The organism is Streptosporangium nondiastaticum (assembly GCF_003011965.1).
Lineage (GTDB): Bacteria > Actinomycetota > Actinomycetes > Streptomycetales > Streptomycetaceae > Streptomyces > Streptomyces nondiastaticus.
Map to the genome: position 1 here is coordinate 1 of NZ_PXWG01000268.1, position 3,323 is coordinate 3,323.

The following is a 3,323-nucleotide window of genomic DNA, read 5'->3' on the forward strand; positions in this document are numbered from 1 at the left end:
GCGGCTTCGAGCCGCCCCCCGCCGCACCGTTCCGGGTCCTTGCCCGCTGTCCGCGCCCGCTATCCGCCGAACCCGGGCGCCGGCGTGAGCTTCACCGGGGCCGTCGACAGGCCGCTGAGGAAGTTGGAGAAGATCCGCCGCCGGGGACCGGTGAACTCGATCTCCGCCACCATCGTCCGCAGCCCCTCCAGCAGCGCGCCGATCTCCGCACGCGCCAGGTAGGCGCCGATGCAGAAGTGCGGCCCGTAGGCGAAGGTCAGGTGCTTGTTGGGGGTGCGGGCCAGGTCGAAGCGGCCCGGGTCGGCGAAGACGCGCTCGTCGCGGTTGGCCGACGCGTTCCACACCGTGACGACGTCCCCGGCCTCGATGAACTCCCCGCCGAGGAACACGTCTTCGGTGGCCGTCCGCCCGCTGTGCAGGGCCGGGGTGGTCCAGCGCAGCACCTCGTCGACCGCCGCCGCGGTGACCTTGTCGCCGCCGCGCAGGGCCTCCCACTGCTCAGGGTGCTCGACCAGCGCCTCCACGCCGCCGATCATCGCGAAGCGGGTGGTCTCGTGACCGCCCATGATGATGCTGTAGCAGTTGAAGATGATCTCCTCGTGGCTGAGCGGCCGCCCGTCGACCTCCTTGGTGACCAGCAGGCTCACCACGTCGTCGTACGGCTTGGCGCGGCGCGACTCCGCCAGCTCGGAGAAGTACAGCAGGAGGTCGTTGCGGGAGGCCCAGGTGGCTTCGGGCGTCGCCGGGGCGTCCGCGGAGGACAGGGCCGTGGAGGTCAGGTCGATGATGTGCTGACGGTCGGCCGGGGGCACGCCCAGCAGGTCGCAGATCGCCGCGAGCGGGATGTGCGCGGCGACGTCCGCGGCGAAGTCGCAGGAGCCGCGCTCGACCGCCTCGCGCAGCAGCTGCTGCGTGCCGCGCCGCACGCTGTCGACGACGACCTCCAGGGACCGCGGCGAGAACGGCTTGCCGAGGACGGCGCGGAGCGCCGCGTGCCGGGGGCCGTCGGTGACGGCGAGCATCCGGCCGGCGGCCGAGTCGCCGCCGGTGAGCAGGGTGTCGAGGACGTTGCCGCGCTCGGAGGTGAAGGTCTCGCCGTCCTTGTAGACGGCGGCCACGTCGTCGTAGCGGGTGATCACCCAGAAGCCCTCGCCGCCCGCGCGCTCGTGGCGGTACACGGGCGCCTCGTCGCGCAGGTGCCGCCAGACCTCGCGCAGGTCGTGCGCGTGGTGCAGGGCCGGGTCCGCGAGGTCGATCCGGTCCAGGGCGGACGGGTCGAGCACGTCACGGTCGTTCATCGAGGGCTCCTCGTCGTTCGTCGGTGGCTCCGGCGAGCCGGTGGCCGGGGAAGAAGGCGGTGGTCGCCCCGGCCGTCTCCCCGCCGTCGACCACGAATTCCTGGCCGGTGACGAAGGCCGCGTCCGGGGAGGCGAGGAAGTGGAAGACGCCGGCGATCTCCTCCGGCGAGGCGTGCCGGCGGGCGGGGATGCGGGCGTCGGTCTCGGCGAGCATGGCGTCGGTGTACTCGGCGCGCTGCATGGGCGTCAGCACCGCGCCGGGCGTCACGCAGGCCGTGCGCACCACGGGGCTGAGCTCCATGGCGAACGTCTGGCACAAGGAGGCCACGCCGGCCTTCGTGGCGTTGTAGTCCGCGTAGAGCGGGTAGCCGCGGCTGCCGTTGACGGAGGCGGTGGCGAGGAGCACGCCGTGTCCTTGGCGCACCATGTGCGGGGCGGCGTGCCGCCACAGGGCGAGCACGCCCATGAGGTTGACGTCGACGGTGCGGCGGACGTCGACCTCGGTCAGCTCCAGCACGCCGCGGCGGTTGCTGATGCCGGCGTTGGCTATGACCACGTCGAGCCGGCCGCGCTCGGCGTGCACGGCGTCGACCGCGGCCCGCACGGCCTCCCAGTCGGCGACGTCGACGCGCATCCAGGGGATGTCGTCGCCCGCCGGGGGCGGGGCCACGTCCAGGTTGACGACGTGGTCGCCGGAGCGGGCGAACCGCTCGGCGACCGCCCGTCCGATGCCGCTGGAGGCACCCGACACCACGATCGTGCGCATGTGTTCCTTCCTTCCCTGCAGGGTGGTTCCGCCCGTGGGCGCGGGTCCGGTGCTCACACCAGGACCCGGTGGCCGGCCGCGGCGCGCCCGCCGAGGCCGCGCCGCAGGTTGCGGCTGACCGTGAGCTTCTTCAGCCAGCGGTCGGTGCCGTCGTAGCGGGCGGTGAACGAGCGGCGCCCGTGCGCGGCGAGGTAGTTGTCGACGACGAGGAGGGTGCCGGGGCCGACGACCACGTCCTGCTGGACGCGCTCCAGCTCGGCCATGAGCCGGTCGAGGGCGGCCTCGGCGCGCGCATCGCCGCCCGCGGCCCGCATGAAGGGCCGGTCGATGCGCAGGTACGGGCTGAGCCGGTCGCCGAACAGGACGGCCTCGGGGCGCGGCTGCTCCAGCATGCGGAGCATGCCCGCGAGCGCCGGGTGCGCGGGGTCGCGGGCCTCCAGCTGCCGGATGTGCTCGGTGTCGGGGAAGATGTGGAAGCGCTCCTCGGCCAGGATCCGGCGGTCCTCCTCCGGCAGTTCGACGTCGCGGACCGAGGCGACGATGGTGGGCACGCGGTCGGCGTTGCGCAGCCCGAACAGCATCAGGTAGTCGCAGCGCTGCGGGTGGAAGCCGTCCTCGGTGTGGAACTCCAGCAGGGCGCCGCTGCCGTAGCCGCTCTGCCGGTCCTCGTCGCCGCGGATGGGCAGGACGTTCTGCACGAGGCTGCCGCCCTGCAGGGTGGCCCAGCCGAAGGGCTCGCCGAGGACCATGCCGCACAGGGCCAGCATGAGCTCCTGGTCGCGGGCCGCGTCCGTGGCGACGGCCGCGCTCCAGTGGCCGGGGGTGGGGCCGACGGCGCTGTCGTCCACGGGGAAGCCGTGCACGAGGCAGGCCGCGGCGTGCTCGCCGCGCCGGTACTCCTCCAGGAAGTGCCGCAGGCCGTCCGGCAGCAGCGCGGTCGCCCGCCACGCGCTGTCGTAGAAGGCCGCCGAGGAAGGGTCGGCGTGCGCCGCCCGCAGGTCCGCGACGAGGTCCTGGAGCCGGGCGGCCTCCTGGCCGCCGAGCGTGTACGACGCGGGCCGGTCGGCCGGGAGCGTGCGGGTGGGGCTGGTGGTGGGTGCGGTGGACACCGTTGTTCCTCTTCCGTTTCGTGACCGGGTCGGCCGGCGCGGGCGGGCGGTCCTGTGCCGTGCGGCGGGCTGCCGCACGGCGGGGTGGTGCGCCCGCGGACCGGCCGAGCAGGGTCCCGGCCGTGCTCGGTCCGCGGGGGCGGCGGCCCG

General features: G+C 74.3%; 3 protein-coding genes. All 3 read right to left on the reverse strand.

The features are described 5' to 3' along the window. Window positions 1–59: 59 nt before the first annotated feature. The 3 genes from B7P34_RS35500 to gntD are packed head-to-tail and all read right to left on the reverse strand — an operon-like array spanning window position 60 to window position 3,173. The gene (locus B7P34_RS35500) at window positions 60–1,298 is read right to left on the reverse strand and encodes a cytochrome P450 (RefSeq protein ID WP_106682238.1); all 1,239 of its coding nucleotides are present in this window, start codon (window positions 1,296–1,298) and stop codon (window positions 60–62) included. Next, window positions 1,285–2,064, reverse strand: coding sequence for an SDR family NAD(P)-dependent oxidoreductase (locus tag B7P34_RS35505; RefSeq protein WP_106682239.1), 780 nt, complete (start codon window positions 2,062–2,064; stop codon window positions 1,285–1,287). Before B7P34_RS35505 ends, B7P34_RS35500 begins: the two co-directional genes overlap by 14 nt. A 53-nt stretch (window positions 2,065–2,117) precedes the next feature. After that, window positions 2,118–3,173, reverse strand: a complete 1,056-nt coding sequence (gene gntD, locus B7P34_RS35510; RefSeq protein WP_106682240.1) for a guanitoxin biosynthesis L-enduracididine beta-hydroxylase GntD — start codon at window positions 3,171–3,173, stop codon at window positions 2,118–2,120. Window positions 3,174–3,323: the final 150 nt, after the last annotated feature.

What these genes read in the sequence shown, in the direction of transcription:
- B7P34_RS35505 (WP_106682239.1), bottom strand. Translation starts at nt 2,064, where the DNA reads ATGCGCACGATCGTGGTGTCGGGTGCCTCCAGCGGCATCGGACGGGCG.
- B7P34_RS35500 (WP_106682238.1), bottom strand. Translation starts at nt 1,298, where the DNA reads ATGAACGACCGTGACGTGCTCGACCCGTCCGCCCTGGACCGGATCGAC.